This window comes from Huijunlia imazamoxiresistens, assembly GCF_037132455.1.
GTDB lineage: Bacteria > Bacteroidota > Bacteroidia > Chitinophagales > Chitinophagaceae > Flavisolibacter > Flavisolibacter imazamoxiresistens.
Map to the genome: position 1 here is coordinate 120,853 of NZ_JBBBEI010000017.1, position 19,340 is coordinate 140,192.

A 19,340-nucleotide genomic window follows, 5' to 3' on the forward strand; every position below is an offset into this window, starting at 1 on the left:
GCTCCATCTGGAGAGGGGTGCCCAAACTACAGTCTTTTCCTATTGTTTTGAGACCATTATTTTCCTTAAATGAAACAGCCTTTTCAAATTTGAAAAGGCTGTTTCATTTAATTATTCCCATTGTTCCCACCAATAGGAATAGCCTCTGATTTGGGCAACCCTCTCCAGATGGAGAACCTGTCCCGCCTTAGCGGGAGGGGCCGGGGGTGAGGCTAATAATTCGTCGTGCGGTCTTCGGGCACGTCGGACCGCTGGTCGCGGTCAATGAACCACTGGAAGGAGAGGGGACCGTTGCCGGCCACCAGGAAGTAGCACAGCAGCAGCAGGACTACGATGGAAAGGATCAGCTCGCCATAGGGCCGCATCACATCCGGGGAGCTGTTGATGAAAAAGACGGCGCCCAGCAGGATGGGAATCTGGATGAGGCAGGCGAAACGGGTCAGCATGCCCAGGATCAGCAGCACACCCCCGCCGATATGGGCAAATACGATCAGGTGGGTGATCATCCACAGGCTGAACGAATCAAAGGAGGTCCGGTCGGTGATCATGCCCTGCAATACACTCATGTTTTGAAGGAACTGGATCCCTTTTATGCACAGAAAGATGCCCAGGGCGATCCGTACAAAATCCATCCAGAGCGGGTGGTGGGTGTCGCCCCAGTGTTCGACGCGATGAATAAGGTCCATAGATTTCGGTTTAGAGGTGAAAAAAATGATCCACCTACTAATATACTCATATTATTTGGAGCAATTTGCTGCTGAGTACCAACCTATTGCAGGCTATCCCCCGCCCGGGCAGGGGGGGCAGCGGCAAAAACAGTAAAATAATCCAGCATTTCAGTAAATCCGTACATTGTCATGGACGTGCGGGTCTTCTAATTTTATCCTGTGCCGGTTGACCCGAAGCGGGCCCGGCGACTGCTCCTATTTTCTAACGATTTTAATTAACGATTTGCGTATGAAGCAATTGTTGCTTGCCGTAGGCGCAGCACTGATCGTGTCTGTCCCTGTGATCGCCTCGCCCCATGCTGCCCATAACCCCCTGGGCCTCCACCATTTTTTCCAGGCCAATCCCGTTACCGGTACCGTTACCAACGACAAGGGCGAACCCCTGTCCGGCGTGACCGTGCAGGTAAAAGGCACTTCGAAAAGCACCGTCACCGGCCCCGACGGCTCGTTCCGCCTCGACGCCCCCGCCAATGCCACCCTGGTCTTTTCCTATGTAGGCATGGACGAACAGGAGCTCCGCCTTTCCGGCCAGCCGTCGGTGCAGGTACGCCTGAAAGAAGCCGCCAACACCCTGACGGACGTGGTGGTGGTAGGCTACGGCACCCAGAAGAAAGCCAACCTGACCGGGTCGGTAGCCACCGTAACGGGCAAAACCCTGACCGAACGGCCGGCGCCCAATGCCGCCAACCTGCTCCAGGGTCGCGTAACGGGCCTGCAGGTAACGCAGCCCTCCGCCGAACCCGGCCGCGACAACCCCAACTTCCTTATCCGCGGAAGGTCCACCTTCGGCGGCAGCACCTCCCCCCTGGTGCTGATCGACGGGGTGACCGGGTCCTTTAACAACCTCTCGCCCGATGATATCGAGAACATCACCGTGCTCAAAGACGCCGCCTCGGCCTCTATTTACGGGGCCCGCGCCGCCAACGGCGTGATCCTGGTGACCACCAAGAGAGGAAGAAAAGGAAAGGCCACCGTCAGCTACCGCGTGAACGTGGCCCGCCACCTGCCGACGGCCCTGCCCGACCTGATCACCAATTCGGCCGAGTACATGGAAATGTACAACAAGGCCGCCATCCGCCAGGGCCTGTCCTTCAAGTACGACTCGGCCGAGATCGCCCGGTACAAGAACGCTACCGACCGCAACGCCTTTCCCAACTTCGACAACGTCGATTATTACATCAACCCGGCCACGGTCACCAACCACAGCCTGTCGGTTTCGGGCGGCAACGAGAAGAATACCTACAACATTTCGCTGGGCTACCTCGACCAGAACGCCATGATCAAAGGCTATAAGTTCAAGCGCTACAATGCCCTGCTGAACTACACCAGCGAGATCAGCAAGGCCATAAAGGTGGGCACCATCATGAACCTGACCTACAAGGACCGGCAGGAGCCGCCCTTCACCGGCGAAGGCATGGCGCTGTCCATTTATGCCGCCGGCCCCCTGTACGGGCCCTTCCTGCCCGACGGCAGCGGCCGCATTGCCTCCCGTGCTTACCAGAACGAAGGCCGCAACCGCAACCCGCAGGAATACTACGCCATGGGCTGGCAGAATACCAAGGAGTACAACATCAACAGCCAGGCATTCCTGGACGTAACGCCCCTGAAAGGGCTGACCTGGTCGTCGAAAGTAGCCCTGAACTACGTGGACGAGTACTATAAAATGTACCAGCACCCCTACGAGGCCTTCCTGTTCCGAGAGAAAGACGCCAACGGCAATTACATTGCTTCCTCCTTCGGCCCGGATGTGCTGGGGGTGACGGAACAATATTCCAAAGTGCTCCAGCCGACCGTTTACTCCACGCTGACCTACGATACCAGGTTAGGGCAGGATCATAACCTGCGGGTACTGGCCGGCTACGAGCAACTGTTCAACAGGCAGCAGAACCTCCGGGCCCGCAGGGCCAATACCGTGGCGCCCGTGCTGGAGGACCTGAGAGCGTATACCAACGACAACCTGCAGTCGCTGTATTTTACCCATCCCCGCCTGCCGTCGCTGTCCGATCCCTCCGAATGGGCCATGCAGTCGCTCTTCGGACGCATCAACTACGATTATAAAGGCAAGTACCTGGTGGAAGCCAACATCCGCCGCGACGGCACGTCCAAGGTGTCGCCGGGTTACCGCTGGGGCACCTTCCCCTCGGTGTCGACCGGCTGGGTAATCTCGCAGGAGGACTTTTTCCGCGACCGTTTGGACTGGGTGTCCCAGATGAAGCTCCGCGCCTCGTACGGCACCCTGGGCAACCAGGACGTGGGCACCTACCTGTACCAGGACAACCTGTCCCTGAACGTCGCCTATCCCTTTACCTATTCGGGCACCAGCGTATCGCAGGGCGCCGTGCTGAGCACTTTCCGCGACCAGAGCATTAAATGGGAATCCTCAAGGGTGCTGGATTTCGGCTTCGACCTGAACGTGCGCAACGGCCTGCTGGGCGTCACCTTCGACTGGTACCGCCGCAATGCCTACGACATCCTGGCCTCCCAGCTCATCCCGTCCAGCCTGGGCCTGAATGCACCCACCTTCAACCTGGGCAAATCGCGCAGCCAGGGCATCGAGCTGGAACTGTCGCACCAGAATACCATCGGCAAAGTAAGCTATGGCGTCAACGGGCAGTTCTCCACTGCCAAAAACAAGATCACCCAGATCAGCGTACCCTCCAAAGGCAGCTCCATCCGCGACGTGGGTTACCCCATCGACGCCCACTACCTGTATGTGTGGGACGGCATCTTCCAGGTGGAAGACATCGGCAACCCCAATGTGCCCGTACATAACGACAACAAGACCCCCAAACCCGGCGACCTGAAAATGAAGGATGTCTCCGGTCCTAACGGCAAGCCCGACGGTGTCATCGACGGCAACGACCGCGTGGTGGTCAAAGGCGCTTATCCCGATTACATCTATTCGTTCGGCCTCAACGCCGGCTATAAAGGCTTTAACCTGACGGCCTTCTTCCAGGGCGTACAGGGCCAGAAAAACCGGGTAACCGGCTGGGGCGTCGAGCCCTTCAACCAGGGATCCGCCCCCACCACCAAATGGCGGAATGCCTGGACGCCGGAAAACCGCTCCAACACCCTGCCGGCTATGTATACCACCGGCTATGCAGCGGCCAACGCTTATTACGGCTCTACCTACTTCCTGCAGGATGCGTCGTACCTGCGCCTGAAAAACGTCATGCTGTCGTACAACTTTCCCCAGTCGGTCTATTCCCGCCTGAAGGCCACCGGCCTGAGCGTGTACGTTTCCGCCGACAACGTGTTCACCATAACCGATTACGAAGGCGGCGATCCCGAACGCGGCAGCACTACCGGCAACTTTGCCCAGTACCCGCAAGCCCGCATCCTGAACGCCGGATTAAATGTTAAGTTTTAAATGCTACCAACCATGACCATTAAACATAAACTGATCACAGGAGTGTCCGCCTTTATGCTGCTGGCAGCGGCCTCCTGCAAAAAAGATTTTTTGGACAGAAACCCCTTGACCAGCGTCTCCACCCAGGTATTCTGGGCCTCGGAAACCGATGTGAAATCCGCCCTGGCAGGGGTCTATTCCCGCCTGCAGCAAAACTTCCTCGGTTACGAACGGGTGTACCTGGACGGGCTGACCGACAACGCCATACTGGAGCCCAACGGCAACCAGGCCAACCTGAACACCATGTCCATCGGCACCATCTCGGCCACGCTGTCCGGCGCCATCCCCAATATGTACGCAACGCCCTACCGGGCAATTTCCTCCTGCAACTTCTTCCTGGACAACGTGGACAAAGCCCCGGTGGCGGCGGATAAGCTGACCGGCTATAAAGCCCAGGTTCGCTTCATCCGGGCCCTCTCGTATTTCGACCTGGTGCAGACCTTCGGCGGCGTAGTGGTGTATAAGAGCTTTCCCAAAACCCTGGAGGAATCCAGGATCGCCAAAAGCTCCAAAGAAGAGGTGTATGCGTTTATCGAAGAAGACCTGGATTATGCCATTGCCAATCTGCCGGACACCAAATACTCCGGCAACGCGGTAAAAGCCAGCGCCCAGGCGCTGAAGGCCCGGGTGCTGCTCACGGAGCAGAAGTGGAGCGAAGCCCTCGCCCTGCTGGATGCGCTCCTTAAGAACAACGGGAACAAATTCGCCCTGTCGAACAATTTTTCCGAATTGTTCCGCACCGCCGGCCAGGCCAAGGCGGCCGTGAACGCCGAGATCCTCTTTTCCACCCAGTACCTGGCGCCGTCCAGCCTGCAGCGTACCAGCCCGCAGGCCGCCGGCATGAACATCGAGCTGGGCTGGTGGGCCATGATGCAGCCCCTGGCCGACCTGGCCAACGACTACGAAATGACCGACGGCAAGCCGGCTTCCGAGTCGCCCCTGTACAGTGCCGCCAACCCCTATGCCAACCGCGATCCGCGCCTGGACCTGACCATGCGCCTGCCCGGGGAAGTATGGAAGAACCCCGCCACCGGGGTGGACTACACCGGCAGCTATAACACCAATACCGGCTTCCTGATGGAAAAATACGTGGACCTCTCCCAGGCGCCTTTTTCCAATACCACCGCCAACGCCACCGACCAGGACTACATCCACCTGCGCTGGGCCGACGTGCTGCTGATGTATGCCGAAGCAAAGAACGAAGTGAGCGGCCCGGACGCCTCCGTTTATGATGCCATCGACCAGGTACGCCAGCGCCCCGGCATCAACATGCCCAAGGTGGACCAGGCCCGGTACAATACGAAGGAAAAGCTGCGGGATTATATCCGCCACGAAAGGAGAGTGGAGTTTGCCCTGGAAGGCCAGCGCTACAACGACCTCAAACGCTGGCGCATCGCCCACATCAAGCTGCCCACCATAACCACCCCGGCAAACAAGAAGCTGGTGTTCACCGAGAAAGACTACGTGCTGCCCTTCCCGCAATCCGAACTCGATGCCAATCCGCAGTTGAAGCAGAATTAGCATGGCATGGAATAGGGATTAGTGAATTCGTTAATTGGTTCATTGGGAATCAGGAAGGCCTGTTCCCTAAGTGAAAAGCAAAACAGAACTCCAAAGCAAACAGGTGAACAGGTGAACGTAACGCTTAAACCCGTAAACTTGCACACTTGTAAAATCAGAAAATGTCTAAAATCGTTTTAAATGGAATTACCTGGGGCCACAGCCGCGGCATTACGCCGCTGCTGGCGGCCGCCCAGCGTTTTAATGAGCTCCATCCCGAAGTGGAGATCCAATGGAAGAAAAGGTCGCTGCAGGAATTTGCCGACTTTCCCATTGAAAAGCTGACCGAACACTACGACCTGCTGATCATCGACCACCCCTGGGTGGGCTGCGCCGCCGCCACCCGCTGCGTGCTGCCCCTGGACAAATACCTGTCGGAAGACTACCTCAGCGACCAGCACCAGCATTCGGTAGGCGAATCGCATATCAGCTACAACTACGGCGGCCACCAGTGGGCCCTAGCCATCGACGCGGCCACCCCCGTGGCTTCGTACCGGCCCGACCTGCTGCAGAAGGCCGGCGTGCCCGTTCCCCAAACCTGGAACGAGGTGCTCGAGCTGGCAGCCAAAGGCAAGGTAGCCGTACCGGCGATCCCTATTGACCTGCTGATGAACTTTTATACCTTCTGCATCGCGGCAGGGCAGGAGCCCTTCCAGTCGCCCACTGAAGTGATCGACCGCGCTACCGGGGTCAAAGCTCTCGAAACCATGTACGAACTCTGGTCGAAAGTCGACCGCTCCATGTTTGGCTACAACCCCATTGCCGTAGCGGAAGTGATGTCGAAATCGGACGACTACTGGTACTGCCCCTTTGCGTATGGTTATTCCAACTATTCGCGCCGCGGCTATGCCCGCAACCTGCTGCTGTATACCGACGTGGTATCCATTGGCGACGCGGGCCGCCTGCGCACCACTATCGGCGGCACCGGCCTGGCCGTATCGGCCTTCAGCCGTCACCCCGAGCTGGCGGTGCAGTTTTCCGAAATGGTGGTGTCCGGACCGTTCCAGTCGTCGGTGTACGTGGAGCATGGCGGCCAGCCGGGCCATCGCCTGGCCTGGACCGACGAGCAGGCCAACGTCCTGACCAACGATTATTTCCAAAAAACCCTTCCGGCCCTGGACCGCGGCTACATGCGTCCCCGCTACAATGGGTACCTGCACTTCCAGGACCATGCCGGCGACCCGGTACAGGAATACCTGATGAACGGCGGCAACCCCGAAAAGGTGCTGGACAAGATCAATGAGCTTTACCGCAACAGCCAGAAATAACGGCGCAGCCCGCTTCCTCCTCTTGCGGGGAGGAAGTGGGCTGCCCTAACGTAATGTTAAATGCAGGTCTGCAGTAAAAACCTTTAATGAAATTGCGACTTGTGGCTCTTCAATACCTACTTGCAAACATTGTCATATGGAACTACTAACAGGTGTGCTCTTCCATGCTGCCGGCGCTTCTTATGCCGCTTTGTGCTATACTCCCCAGAAAAAAGTAACCCGCTGGTCGTGGCAGACCTTCTGGCTGGCCCAGGCCCTTATTTGCTGGCTGGTGCTGCCGTTGCTGGTGGCCTGGTTCACGATTCCGCAGCTGGGCGAAGTGCTCCGGGAAGCACCCAAGGATGCCATGTGGAAGACCTTTATCCTGGGCGCGGCCTACGGCATCGGCGGCACGGCCTTCGGCATCGCCATCCGTTATGTGGGCTTTTCGCTTACCTATGCCATTTCGGTAGGTATCTCCTGCGTCCTGGGCACGCTGCTGCCGCCCTTTGTACGCGGTGAGCTGGCCGGTGTCTTTTCAAAACCGGGAAGCGAATGGGTGATTACCGGCATTGCGCTCGGCGTGGTGGGCATCGCCCTTTGCGGCCTGTCGGGCCGTCATAAGGAGCTGGACCTTCAAAAAGAAGGATCGTCCACGTCCTTTTCCCTGGCCAAGGGCCTGCCGCTCTGCCTGCTGGCCGGCATCCTTTCCGCCGTTTATGGGTTTGCCCTCGACCAGGGCCAGCCGCTGGCGCAGGTGGCCGCCAAATACGGCGCCGACAATTACCAGGGCAATGTCATTTACATTTTCGCCAATACCGGCGCCTTCCTCACCACCCTTATTTACTGCATTTACCTGCACACGAAGCAAAAAACCTTTGGTGAATATACCCGGGTGCCTGCCGGCGAAAGCGGCTTCCGCCTGCCGCTCAACTTTGCCATGGCGGCCCTGACCGGCCTGCTGTGGTACGGCCAGTTCTTCTTTTACGGCCTGGGCCACCTGCGCATGGGCCACTACCAGTTCACCAGCTGGGCCATCCACATGATCATGCTGGTACTGTTCAGTACCGTTGCCGGCCTCGTCATGAAGGAATGGAAGAACTGCCAACCCAAAACCATCCGCCTCCTGGCTTCCGCGCTCTTCGTGCTGGTAGCGGCGGTGCTGATCCTGAGTTACGGTTCTTACCTGGGTGGTTAAAAAAGTTTACGAGTTTACGGGTTTACAAGTTTACGAGTTGGGCAATGTCGCGAGACCCTAGTTGAAAAAAGTAATAATGCTAAACGTTAAAACTTAGTTCCAACCTATCTCAACTAGGTAACAACTCGTAAACTCGTAAACCCGTAAACTTGTAAACTCGTTATATTTACCCCCTCTAAACCGCAGCGGGCATGTCAGCAGTAACGGATCAAACGAAAAAGGGAGGGTCGCACAAGAATATATGGCACGGCATCGGGCGCCAGCGCATCGAGATACCGAAACCGATCCTGAAGTCGCGGGTGCAGAACGATTCCTGGCTGAAGCAACTCTATATCTCCAGCCTGGGGTATTACCCCAAGGCCGAAGGGCACTATACCTACCGCAAAAAGGGCCTGCCCGAGAACTTTTTGTTTTACTGCGTCGACGGCAACGGCTGGTACAAGATCGGCGACAAGCAATACAAGGTCAACCCCAACGAATTCTTTATCCTGCCGCAAAACGTGGAGCATGCCTACGGCAGTGCCGACAAAGATCCCTGGAGCATTTACTGGGTGCATTTCGGGGGCGAGCAGCTGCCGTATTTCAACAGCATGCTGTCGGTGCAGGAGCACTTTAAGCCGGCCTACATCAAAGGCAGCGACGAGGTGTTCGCCCTTTTTTCCCGCATGTACAAAACCCTGGAGCTGGGGTATAGTACCGACAACCTGGTGTTCGCCAACATGTGCCTTTCGCACTTTCTTTCGTTGTTCATTTACAACTCGCGGCACTCCGCCGTGCAGGCCACCGACAAGATGGATGCCATCGACAGCGCCATCCGCTACATGCAGGAACACATCAACGAAAACATTTCCCTGAACGACCTGAGCCGCACCTACAATTACTCCACTTCGCGCTTCTCCAACCTGTTCAAGCAAAAAACGGGTTATGCCCCCATCGATTATTTCATCCAGATGAAAATGCAGAAGGCCAGCCAGCAGCTCGACTTCAGCGACCGCTCCATCAAGGAGATCGCCCTCAACCTGGGCTTCGACGACCCTTATTATTTCTCCCGCCGATTTAGCAAGATCATAGGGGTGTCACCGACGAAATATAGAAGCATTAAAAAAGATTGAGTTTACGGGTTTACAAGCTTACGAGTTCTTCCGGCCGGGTAACAACTCGTAAACTCGTAAACTTGTAAACCCGTAAACTTCTGAACTTATATCTTTGAAGTTCGTATGAAGAATTTGCTCCTTTCCTTAACCGCTGTTGCAGCGCTGGGCACTACCTCTCTCGCCCAGTCCCCGCTACGGTCAGATATCTCCCTCGATGCCGGTTGGCGCACCACGGTGCATGAAAAAGATACGGCCGCATTTGCCGGCTTTGAAAAAATTTCTTTTAATGATCAAAGCTGGAAACAGGTAGATGTGCCCCACAACTGGGACCAGTATGAAGGCTACCGGCGCCTGCGCCACGGCAACCTTCATGGGTATGCGTGGTACCGCAAGACTTTTAACGTCGGGGGCATCGATAAAGCCAAACGTTATTTCCTGTGGTTCGAGGGGGTGGGCTCTTATGCCACCATCTGGCTCAATGGCAAAAAGGTGGGTTATCATGCCGGCGGCCGTACCAGCTTTACGCTGGATGTTACCGAGGCCCTGGTAGCGAACGGTAAAAATACCCTGGCCGTCCGCGCCGACCACCCCGCCATGATCAACGACCTTCCCTGGATCTGCGGCGGCTGCTCGGAAGACCGCGGCTGGTCGGAAGGATCGCAGCCCCTGGGCATCTTCCGCCCCGTGCACCTGGTGGCGACGAATTCGTTGCGCATCGAGCCCTTTGGCGTGCATATCTGGAATGATGAGAAGATTTCCGAAAAATCGGCCCTGTTGCATACCACTACCGAAGTAAAGAATTACGGCAAGGCTCCCCGCCCGGTAACGGTGGTGCAGCGCCTGCTGGACCGGAATAAGAAACAGGTGGTACAGGTGCAAAAGACGGTTAGCGTAGCGCCGGGTACGATGGCGACTGTTGCCGCCGATTTTGGCTCGATCACCAACCCGCATCTGTGGTCGCCGCAGGATCCGTATTTGTACACGCTGGTGACGGAGATCCGCGAAGGCGGCAAGCGGGTGGACGAACTGACCACCCCCTATGGCATCCGCTGGATCAGCTGGCCCGTGGGCAGGGCAGGAGGCGACAAGCGGTTTTTCCTCAACGGTAAACCCCTTTTCATCAACGGCACCTGCGAGTACGAGCACCTGATGGGACAGAGCCATGCCTTTTCGGCCGAACAGGTAAAAGCCCGCGTGCAGCAGATCAAGGCCGCCGGCTACAACGCCTTCCGCGACGCCCACCAGCCCCACAACCTGCGGTTCCAGCAGCTGTGGGACAGCCTCGGCATCCTGTGGTGGCCGCAGCTCTCCGCCCATGCCTGGTACGACAACCCGCAATTCAAAGCCAATACAAAAGCCCTGTTGACCGATTGGATCAGGGAGCGCCGCAACAGTCCCTCCGCCATTCTCTGGGGCCTACAGAATGAAAGTAAAATACCGGAAGATTTTGCCCGCGAATGCACCGAGCTGATACGCCAGCTCGACCCCACGGCCTCGGGCCAGCGCAAGGTGACTACCTGCAACGGCGGCTCCGGCACCGATTGGGACGTGCCCCAGAACTGGACCGGCACCTACGGCGGCGATCCCTACGCCTACGGGCAGGACCTCAAACGCCAGCTGCTGGTGGGTGAATACGGCGCCTGGCGCAGCCTCGACCTGCACACTTCCGGGCCCTTCCAGCAAAACGGCATCTACAGCGAGGACCGCATGACGCAGCTGATGGAGCTGAAAGTGCGGCTGGCCGAATCCGTGAAAGACAGCACCACCGGCCACTTCCACTGGTTGTTCGGCTCGCACGAAAACCCCGGCCGCGTACAGGGAGGCGAAGGGTTCCGCGAACTGGACCGCGTAGGCCCCGTCAACTACAAGGGCCTGCTGACGCCCTGGGGCGAGCCGCTCGACGTGTTTTATATGTTCCGCGCCAACTATGCCCCCAAAGACAAGGAACCGATGGTGTACCTCGTGTCGCATACCTGGGCCGACCGCTGGACCACTCCCGGCCGCAAGAACAGCATCGTGGTGTACAGCAACTGCGACGAGGTGGAGCTGTTCAACGATGTGCAGCGGGTATCGCTGGGCAAGCGGACGCGCAACGGCATCGGCACCCACTTCCGCTGGGACAGCGTGGACATCCGCTACAACGTGCTGTACGCCGAAGGACGGGTAGGAGGAAAGGTAGTGGCCCGCGACTATATTGTTTTAAACCACCTGCCGGAGGCCCCGCATGGAAAGGAACTGGTGAAAGAAAAGAAAAATATTACGGCGCCGGCTCCCGGTTATAATTATCTCTATCGCGTCAACTGCGGCGGGCCCGACTACCGCGATGCCAACGGCAACGTGTGGATGGCCGACCGCCGCCAAAGCGGTAAAGGCTCCTGGGGCTCCCTGTCCTGGACCGAGGATTTTGAGGGCATGCCGGCTTATTTCGCCAGCCAGCGCACTACCAACGATCCCATCCAGGGCACTTCAGACGGGGCCCTGTTCCAGACCTTCCGCTACGGCATGGACAAGCTGAAATACCGCTTTCCCCTGCCTGACGGCAATTACCGCCTGGAGCTGTATTTTACCGAGCCCTGGTACGGTACCGGCGGCGGCATGAACTGCGCCGGCTGGCGCCTGTTCGACGTGGCCGTGAACGGCAGCACCGTGCTCAAAAACCTGGACATCTGGAAAGAAGCCGGCCACGACGGTGCGCTGAAAAAGACCGTCACAGCCCGGGTGACCGGCGGGCAGCTGGAAATTTCGTTCCCGAAGGTGCCGGCAGGCGAGGCCATCCTTTCGGCCATTGCCATTGCCACGATGGATAAAAATATCCAGCCGGCCCCGGCTTCACCGCTGGTAATCCGCGGGCTCGAGGGCCCCTCCAACTGGCTGGCCGGCTCCTGGCTGACCACCGGCGATGCCATATATGCCGGCGACAGCCTGCGGTTCAGCGTCCTGCCCCCCGTGCTGTACGGGGCCGAATGGATCCGCACCGCACCCATCCGGGGCAAGATCAATGAACCGGGATTCCAGGTGAGCGAGGCGGCCGACGTTTATGTCGGCATCGACACCCGCATGAAGGAACAGCCGTTTTGGCTGGACAGCTTTGCCGACGCCAAGCTGACCGTGGAAGCCGGCAACCATGCCTATAAGCTGTACCACAAGCAATTTGCAAAAGGCAGCCGCGTAGCGCTGGGCGGCCATGTGCCGGGACAAACGGGCGCGGGCATGTACACCATTTTTGTCAAGCCCGTGTCGCAGATCGAGCCCGCTTACGACCTGAAGCCCACCGCCCGCTACGAAGCCGAGGAGGCCCGCCTGACCGGTGTGGCCGTGGCGCCGGAACCGTTCCTGAATAAGAAATACGTGACCCTGGAGCAGGCCAACGCCGCGGTGGACTGGAAGATGCAGGTGGGCGTAGCCGACCGGTACTCTTTGCGATTCCGCTACATCAATAAAACCGGGAAAACCGTTGCCGCCACCATGAAGGTGTTTGCCAACGACGGCACGCTGATGCATATCCAGCCGCTGGAGTTTTCGCCCACCCCCGAAAAATGGGCTACCGTGGATGCCTCCACCGGCTCGTTCATCAATGCCGGCACCTACACCATCCAGCTCACGGGCGTGGATGCCAAAGGGCTGGGACTGGATTACCTGGAAGTACAATAAGTCTTAGGTACCAAGTACGATATACCAGAAAGCTTTTTATAGCCGGAAGGATCGAGCCGCAAAGGCCGGTGCTTCCGGCTTTTTTTGTGCAGGTGCCGGTACACCATGCTCCGCTGTTCATTCTCTGGAGAACTGTTGTACATTTAGTAGCCTCGAAGGGAGGAATGACTGAAAGAACAGGTAAAAGGAACGGTTCCTATTTGCCGGGTTTGCTTTATGCCGGCACCACCACAAGCACCTGAAAAAAACAGTCATATGAAACAGATCTTTTCCCCGCTGCTGACAATGGCCGTAACCGCCCTGGTCGTTGTAGCCTGTTCCAAAACGGACGAGCAAACCCTTAGCCCCAAGCCGCCGGCCCCTGAAAATCCGGAGGCTCCCTGCGCTACGGCCAACATGAAGTTTGCTACCGACATCCGGCCCATCCTCGTGGCCAATTGCTTTGAATGCCACGGCAACGGCCTCGAGGAGGAAGGCGTCAATTTCGATACCTACGAGGGGGTGCGGAAGGTGGCCAAAAACGGCAAGCTGGTCGGCACCATCACCCATGCCAAGGGCTATAAGCCCATGCCCTACAAGCGTCCCAAGCTGCCCGATTGCGAGATCAGCCGGATCAAGGCCTGGGTGGACCAGGGCTACCTGAATAATTAGCCGTTCCCCAATTGAGGATCAATTCTTTAGGCCGGCTTCCTGCCCCGGCCTTTTTTGGCGCCCGTACCCGCCGCAACTGCCTAAAGTTTTTACGTAATCGGTTACATTCAGTAAAATAGTCCATGAAAAAAGTAAAATGGTGCTACCCGTCAACCGGTAAAGGATTCTACTTTTACACCCTGTTCCAATAAGGATTTTTCAGTAGCGTATGGAATGGTGATCTAAGGACTTACTCGAGTAACCGGGACAATCTCTTCCCCTTATATTTTAAGGATTCAACCAACAAAAACTGTTGCTGCCTGTAGGCCGCCCCAACCGGTGTGCGTACAGGGGGTGACCCATTATTTCATTGCAGAAAACAACAGCCGTATGTGTGTGAGACCGCTTTCAAAGAGCATCTGTGCCTTTTCATTTTTATTAGCAACCTCCTTCAGTTCTTTTGCCCAGCAGAAAACGGTCACCGGTAAGGTCGTGGACCAGGCTACCGGCCTGCCCCTGCCGGGAGTGAGCATCCAGGTGAAAGGAACCCCCAAAAGCGTGGTTTCCAACGCCGATGGCACCTATTCCGTTACCGTTCCCTCCAGCCAGTCGGTACTGGTGGTGAGCTACGTGGGCTATGGCGAGCAGGAAGTGAAGGTCGGCAACCAGTCGACCCTGTCCATTACCCTGAGCAATGCCGATAAAAAGCTGGACGAAGTGGTGGTCGTGGGTTATGGTACCGTCAAAAAACGCGACCTGACCGGCTCGGTAGCCTCGGTAAAAGCAGCCGACCTGGTAAAGACTCCCACCCACAATGCGGTGGAAGCCATGCAGGGCCGTGTAACGGGCCTGGACATTACCCGCAGCTCCGGCGCTGCCGGCTCCGGTTCCAGCATCCGGGTACGCGGTAACCGCTCCATCGGCGGTGGCAACGACCCTTTATACATCGTGGATGGCTACCAGGTTGGCAGCATCGACGACCTCAACACCAACGACATCGAATCGATCGACGTGTTGAAAGACGCTTCCTCCACCGCCATCTACGGTGCCATGGGCGCCAACGGGGTGATCATCGTGACCACCAAGAAAGGGCGGGAAGGAAAAGTACGCTTCTCTTACAATGGCTATTATGGCGTCAACCAGTATACCTATCCCAAATCGCGTATTGGCGAAGACTACCTGCGCCTCCGCAGGGAAGCCTGGCGCACCACCGGCGACTGGGCCAGCCCGGCCGACGATGCCAAGATCTTCCCCGAGATCGCCGAATGGAATGCCGTGCAGGCGGGCCAATGGGTGGACTGGGTTGACCTGATCAACAACAACGGGATCCAGAACAGCCATTCCCTGTCCATGCGGGGCGGTTCGGAAAAAACCAAGGTCTATTCGTCCATCGGCTATTTCCGCGAGCAGGGCATGCTGCGCAACAACGACTTTACCCGTTTCAACGCCCGCCTCAACCTGGACCAGACCATTAACAAATGGGCCAAGGCAGGCGTGCAGACGCAGGTCACCTACGGCAACCAGAACAACCGGCGCGACCCCATGGGTACCGCCACCTCGCTGATTCCCCTGGGCGTTCCCTACGATGCCAACGGTGTGGTGAATACCTACCCGATGAGCGATCCGTCCAGGATCAGCCCGCTGGCCGATGAAAAGAACGCCTTTATTGCCCGCGACAATAACATCCGCACCAACATCCTGGCCAACGGCTACCTGGAGCTGACCCCCCTGAAAGGCCTGAGCCTGCGGTCCAACTTCGGATCCAGCCTTACCTTCAACCGCCGGGGTATCTATAATGACCGCGAATCCCTGACGCAGGTGAACGCCAAGATCAATTCCGCCAGCTCCGCCGCTGCCTTTTCGCGCTTCCTGAACTGGGACAACGTTATCAACTATACCCGCCAACTGAGCGGCCATAGCGTGACCCTTACCGGTATCACCTCGTTCCTGAAAAGCGACGTGGACAACGTAAGCGCTGCGGGTACCGGCCAGATCCTGTCCTCCCAGCTGTTTTACGACCTCAACGCCACCAATGCCGCCGGCCGTACCATCGGCTCGCCTTACGTGGGCTGGACCAACATGGCGTATGCCGGCCGCCTGAACTACGGTTACCGCGGAAAATACCTGCTGACCATGTCGGGCCGCTACGACGGCGCTTCCCGGCTGTCTGAAGGCCGCAAATGGGATTTCTTCCCCTCCGCCGCCGCTTCCTGGAACATCAGTCAGGAACCCTTCCTGCAGGACATCAAGCAGCTTTCCAACCTGAAGCTGCGGGCTTCCTACGGCATCACGGGCAACTACTCCACCGTTTCTCCCTACGGAACCCAAAGCGGCCTGCTCGCCAGCACCCGCCTGGCGTTCGGTGAAGTGCCCGCCCCGATGTACCAGTTCAAAACCACCATCGGCAACCCCAACCTCACCTGGGAAAAGTCGGCCACCCTCAATGCCGGCCTCGACTTCGGCCTGTTTGCCAACCGCATCAGCGCCACCGTCGACGCCTACCACACCCATACCTGGGACATCCTGTACCTGAGAATGCTGCCGCAATCCTCCGGCGTGGCTTCGGTTTTTGAGAACATCGCGGAAACCAAGAACAGGGGTATCGAGGTGTCGGTGACCAGCCAGAACATCAAGGGCCGCAACTTCAACTGGTCGTCGACCGTAACGTTCAGCCGCAACAAGGAAGAGATCACCAGCCTGCCCGATAATAAGGACCTGGTCGTGAACGAGCGCGAATCCCTGCTGATCGGCCACCCGGTTTCCTCCTTCTATTCCTATAACAAGCTGGGCATCTGGCAACTTTCGGAAGAAAAGCAGGCCGAACTGGTGAAAAAGCTGAGCGCCACCGGCAGCACCTTTGTGCCCGGCGACATCAAGCTAGAAGACCGTAATGGAGACAACATCATCGACGCCACCAACGACCGCGGCTATATCGGCTCGACCGTACCGGCCTGGGTGGCTGGCTTCCAGAACAGCTTCAGCTACAAGGCCTTCGACCTGAACGTCTTCCTGTTTGCCCGCTACGGCCAAACCGTGGACGCCCTCTTCCTCGGCCGCTTCAACCCCGGCGGAATGGGCAACGGTCCGGCTACCCTGAACTACTGGACACCGGAAAATCCCACCAACGATTTCCCGCGTCCCAAAAAGAACGAGTCCAACCTGACCAATTACATCGGCTACCAGTCGCTGAACTTCGTGGACGGCTCCTTCTTCAAGGTAAAGAACGTCAGCCTGGGTTATACCCTGCCGCAATCCATCTCCCAGCGCTTCCGCATGCAGAAGCTGCGGGTATATGCCACCGGCAATAACCTGTTCATCAAGGCAAAAAGCCACCTGCTGAAAGATTACGATCCCGAAACCGGCGGCGGCGAGTCTTCCCCGGTGAGCAGGCAGTTTGTCTTTGGCGTCAACCTGGATTTCTAAACCGATACCCGTTCCGAAAAAATCAAACAAGTCAATTATGAAAATTTCGAGCAATAAATTCTTCCCGTGCCTCTTTGCCCTGGCAGTGGCCGGATTCACCTCCTGCAACAAACTGGATGAATACAACCCCTCCGGCGCCACCGCCGAAGGGGTATGGACCACCCCCGAAGGTTTTGTGACGGCCGTCAACGCCGCCTATTCCGAACAACGCTCCTGGTACGGCAAGGAAGACGGCATCTTCATGTCCGAAGCCGGCACCGACCTGTGGTACAACCGCGATAAGAACACCTATGCCCGCCAGCTGACCCAGTACGACGGGCTGTCGCCCAACGACGGCAACCCCAACAAGGCTGCCTGGAAATTGCTGTGGCAGGCCATCAACGTGGCCAATGCCGGCATCAACCGCATCGACCAGGCCGGCTTTAAAACCGTGGAAGAGCGCAACAAGCGCGAGGGCGAGCTGCGGTTCCTGCGGGCCTTTTACTACTGGCACGTGGTGGAGACCTACGGCGGGGTGATGCTGCGCACCACCGAAACCCAGAGCCCCGAGCTGACGGCCCAAAGAAGCTCCGTGGACGAATTCTATAAGCTGATCATCTCCGACCTGGAAGTGGCCGCCAATTACCTGCCCGCCGACTGGGGCAATGAATACAGCCGCGCCTCCAAAAAGTCCGCCATGGGCCTGCTGGCACGGGCCTACCTGTCCCGGGCGTATTATGCCACGGGCTCCGAAAGGCAGGAATGGTTCACCAAGGCCCGGGATGCGGCCAAAGCCGTCATCGACCGCCAGGCCGAGCTGAAAGTGGCCCTCTGGCCCAACTATGCCGACCTGTGGAACCCGGCCAATAACAAAAAAATGGGGCAGCCCGGGGGCGAAGCCCTGTACGTGGTGAGCAACTCGCTGACGCCGCAGCTCAACTACGACGACAACGGCAACCGCCTGTTCCATGTGTTCCAGGCGCCCTACAACAACAAGCCCGGCCTGGTACAAAGCCTCCAGTACGGTTTCGAAAGCAACCGCCGCCTGATGCCCACCCGCGCCCTGCTGGACTTTTACAACGAACAGATCGACAGCCGCTATGCCGGTTCCTTCCAGGAAGTATGGCTCGCCAATAAAGCCGACGACCCGGCCACCGCTGCCGACGAGCGCTTTACCTGGACTCCGGCCAACATCAACACCTATAAGAAAGACGCTTCCCTGACCAACCGGGTGATGCGCGCCAACACCGATACCGCTCTTTGGATCACCAAGCGCAGCGTTGCCGACGAAGACAAGCGTCCCTACATCGTCATCGACCGCGACAGCATGTACAACGCCAACGGCACCATCCGCAACGGGCAGAACTTTGTCAACCTGAAGAAGTTCATGGACCCCGACCGCACGGCGGCCAACTCCCAGGCCGGCTTCAAGGATGTGATCGTGATGCGCCTGGCCGAAATGTACCTGGTCGCCGCGGAAGCCGAGCTGCAGCTGGGCAACAAAACCGAGGCCGCCCGCTACCTGAACGTCCTGCGGACCCGCGCCGCCATCAAGGCGCCGGTAGACCAGACGGCCGCCATGCAGGTGAGCGAAGCCCAGGTGGACCTGGACTTTATCCTCGACGAACGGGCCCGCGAGCTGGCAGGAGAGAACATCCGCTGGTTCGACCTGAAGCGGACCGGCAAGCTGCTGGAACGCGTGCAGAAATATAACCCCGATATTACGCAACTGAAGGCGCACCATATCCTGCGGCCCATTCCCCTGGTGGAACTGCAGGCCCTGAAGAATGCCGCCGAATTCGGTCAGAACCCTGGTTATAACTAACCGGTAACACCAACCGTTTTTAAAAAAGGAACAGCGAACCGCCCGCTGTTCCTTTTTTTATGGAAAAAAAGTTCATTTTTACCCCCGCAATTTTATACAAACATGCCCCATATGAAGAATAAGTATTGCCTTGCCCTGGACATTAAAAACGACCCCGAATCCATTGCCGCCTACGACCGGTACCACGAGAACGTCTGGCCGGAAATCAAAAAAAGCATCACCGATGCCGGCATTTTGAATATGGAAATTTACCGGACGGGCAACCGCCTGTTCATGATCATCGACGTGGAAGAAGGGTTCAGCTTTGAACGCAAAGCCGCCCTGGACGGCAGCAATCCCAAAGTACAGGAATGGGAAGACCTGATGTGGAACTACCTCCAGCGCCTGGACCCGGCAGCAGAGCGGGGATGGGTGCTGATGGACCGGGTATTTTCGTTGAAAGACTGATTGCGTTAGCCGGCTGGCGTAAAACCTCTCCCCCGGTTTCGCCAAGGCGAAACCCCCCCCTCCCCACATAGGGCTACCGTTAGGACACATTTAAGGCCCAGCCCGGTTAAGGGCTTCCTGGGCAAGTTTCCATCCTTCATAGATGGCCA

General features: G+C 57.7%; 11 protein-coding genes. 10 read left to right on the forward strand and 1 reads right to left on the reverse strand.

Translation table 11 applies throughout. The annotated features are described in order from the left end of the window. Positions 1-212 precede the first annotated feature (212 nt). Positions 213-686 carry a DoxX family protein gene (locus V9K67_RS19100; protein ID WP_336725221.1) on the reverse strand — a complete coding sequence of 158 codons (474 nt, stop codon included), beginning with the start codon at positions 684-686 and terminating at the stop codon, positions 213-215. Between the two features lie 271 nt (positions 687-957). On the opposite strand from V9K67_RS19100, the gene V9K67_RS19105 reads away from it, so the two are divergent. From V9K67_RS19105 to V9K67_RS19150, 10 genes are all read left to right on the forward strand, one after another. Next, complete coding sequence (locus V9K67_RS19105) at positions 958-4,098, forward strand: SusC/RagA family TonB-linked outer membrane protein (RefSeq protein ID WP_336725223.1); 3,141 nt, start codon at positions 958-960, stop codon at positions 4,096-4,098. 12 nt (positions 4,099-4,110) lie between these two features. Then, positions 4,111-5,658, forward strand: a complete 1,548-nt coding sequence (locus V9K67_RS19110) for a RagB/SusD family nutrient uptake outer membrane protein (protein WP_336725225.1) — start codon at positions 4,111-4,113, stop codon at positions 5,656-5,658. Between the two features lie 161 nt (positions 5,659-5,819). Further along, complete coding sequence (locus V9K67_RS19115) at positions 5,820-6,965, forward strand: ABC transporter substrate-binding protein (RefSeq protein ID WP_336725227.1); 1,146 nt, start codon at positions 5,820-5,822, stop codon at positions 6,963-6,965. 136 nt (positions 6,966-7,101) lie between these two features. Then, the gene (locus V9K67_RS19120) at positions 7,102-8,142 is read left to right on the forward strand and encodes an L-rhamnose/proton symporter RhaT (RefSeq protein ID WP_336725229.1); all 1,041 of its coding nucleotides are present in this window, start codon (positions 7,102-7,104) and stop codon (positions 8,140-8,142) included. Positions 8,143-8,333: 191 nt separating this feature from the next. Further along, complete coding sequence (locus tag V9K67_RS19125; RefSeq protein WP_336725232.1) at positions 8,334-9,254, forward strand: AraC family transcriptional regulator; 921 nt, start codon at positions 8,334-8,336, stop codon at positions 9,252-9,254. A 105-nt stretch (positions 9,255-9,359) separates the two neighbouring features. After that, on the forward strand, positions 9,360-12,887 hold the full coding sequence (locus tag V9K67_RS19130; RefSeq protein WP_336725234.1) for a malectin domain-containing carbohydrate-binding protein: 3,528 nt from the start codon (positions 9,360-9,362) through the stop codon (positions 12,885-12,887). 255 nt (positions 12,888-13,142) lie between these two features. After that, on the forward strand, positions 13,143-13,538 hold the full coding sequence (locus tag V9K67_RS19135; RefSeq protein WP_336725237.1) for a hypothetical protein: 396 nt from the start codon (positions 13,143-13,145) through the stop codon (positions 13,536-13,538). A 375-nt stretch (positions 13,539-13,913) separates the two neighbouring features. Then, a complete protein-coding gene (locus V9K67_RS19140) occupies positions 13,914-16,940 on the forward strand; it encodes a SusC/RagA family TonB-linked outer membrane protein (protein WP_336725239.1) in 3,027 nt (1,008 codons plus the stop codon). 37 nt (positions 16,941-16,977) lie between these two features. Continuing rightward, positions 16,978-18,744 carry a RagB/SusD family nutrient uptake outer membrane protein gene (locus V9K67_RS19145; protein WP_336725240.1) on the forward strand — a complete coding sequence of 589 codons (1,767 nt, stop codon included), beginning with the start codon at positions 16,978-16,980 and terminating at the stop codon, positions 18,742-18,744. Between the two features lie 111 nt (positions 18,745-18,855). After that, on the forward strand, positions 18,856-19,191 hold the full coding sequence (locus tag V9K67_RS19150) for an L-rhamnose mutarotase (protein WP_336725241.1): 336 nt from the start codon (positions 18,856-18,858) through the stop codon (positions 19,189-19,191). Positions 19,192-19,340: the final 149 nt, after the last annotated feature.

Bases quoted from the DNA above. Each gene is read 5' to 3' on its own strand.
- V9K67_RS19125 (WP_336725232.1), top strand. From the start codon at position 8,334: ATGTCAGCAGTAACGGATCAAACGAAAAAGGGAGGGTCGCACAAGAAT.
- V9K67_RS19135 (WP_336725237.1), top strand. From the start codon at position 13,143: ATGAAACAGATCTTTTCCCCGCTGCTGACAATGGCCGTAACCGCCCTG.
- V9K67_RS19115 (WP_336725227.1), top strand. From the start codon at position 5,820: ATGTCTAAAATCGTTTTAAATGGAATTACCTGGGGCCACAGCCGCGGC.
- V9K67_RS19130 (WP_336725234.1), top strand. From the start codon at position 9,360: ATGAAGAATTTGCTCCTTTCCTTAACCGCTGTTGCAGCGCTGGGCACT.
- V9K67_RS19145 (WP_336725240.1), top strand. From the start codon at position 16,978: ATGAAAATTTCGAGCAATAAATTCTTCCCGTGCCTCTTTGCCCTGGCA.
- V9K67_RS19100 (WP_336725221.1), bottom strand. From the start codon at position 686: ATGGACCTTATTCATCGCGTCGAACACTGGGGCGACACCCACCACCCG.
- V9K67_RS19120 (WP_336725229.1), top strand. From the start codon at position 7,102: ATGGAACTACTAACAGGTGTGCTCTTCCATGCTGCCGGCGCTTCTTAT.
- V9K67_RS19105 (WP_336725223.1), top strand. From the start codon at position 958: ATGAAGCAATTGTTGCTTGCCGTAGGCGCAGCACTGATCGTGTCTGTC.
- V9K67_RS19110 (WP_336725225.1), top strand. From the start codon at position 4,111: ATGACCATTAAACATAAACTGATCACAGGAGTGTCCGCCTTTATGCTG.
- V9K67_RS19150 (WP_336725241.1), top strand. From the start codon at position 18,856: ATGAAGAATAAGTATTGCCTTGCCCTGGACATTAAAAACGACCCCGAA.